Source organism: Rhizobacter sp. P3_B12 (genome assembly GCF_056402895.1).
Genome location: NZ_JBFUGN010001609.1, coordinates 1 through 756, shown reverse-complemented (window position 1 = coordinate 756; position 756 = coordinate 1). Strand labels below are relative to the sequence as shown.

At 57.6% G+C, this 756-nt stretch carries 2 protein-coding genes; both read right to left on the bottom strand.

Going from position 1 to position 756, the window contains the following annotated elements:
- Positions 1–180: hypothetical protein (locus tag AC1D01_RS37205; protein ID WP_477874904.1), on the bottom strand; the 180-nt coding region annotated here is incomplete at its 3' end.
- Between the two features lie 321 nt (positions 181–501).
- Positions 502–756 (bottom strand): ankyrin repeat domain-containing protein (locus AC1D01_RS37200; protein WP_477874902.1); only part of this gene is annotated, 255 nt, incomplete at its 5' end.

The following is a 756-nucleotide window of genomic DNA, read 5'->3' as shown; positions in this document are numbered from 1 at the left end:
GTCGTACACGAACACCACCGTGCTCTGCGGCCCCGTGCTGCTCACCTTGCGCACGCGCTGCCCGGCCGCGTTGTAGGTGTAGCGCGTCGTCACCCCAGCCTTGGTGATCGTCGCGAGCTGGCCGCGCAGGTTGTACGTCGCCGTGTAGCCCGAGCCATCCAATTGGCCTGAGCAATGCATTTGCCGAAGACGCCACCAAGCAAGTGCAGTGGCGGTCGTTTCTCAAGAAGAACAGGCTGGAGGTGATGGACTTGAACGCGGTGGTCCGATACGTCCGCGAGCGGGCTGGGCAGTTCGGATTTGCGAGCTGGTCTTGATTGGGCTCAAGAGGTGTTCGATGCACTGAACTCATGACGCCATCCGAGCCGCACAAGCGGCCTATCGGGTTCGTCACTTCCGATAACAAGGGCAAGAAGGGACAGGCAAAAGGCAAGGCTTGACCCTCGTGGCCGCGGTTTTACAGGGGCCCCCGGCCGGTCGGCCGGGGTGGCATCGGCAGTCTCAGCCGGCGTAATCRCCGGGTAGCTTTCCAAAATTATTTTCAATCTTTGTCGAAGCTCCATGAGCCAATAAAAAATCAACGACTTCAGGTTGCTTATATTGATATGCATTGTGCAAAGCTGTGAAACCCATCTCCCCCTGCTCGTCGATGCACATGCCGGCCCCGATTAATAACTTAATCGTATTTATGTCGCCATGTCGGGCCGCAATGTGCATAAGATTGTCGCCGCCTGCATCTCGGTAGTTGAGTGGGTC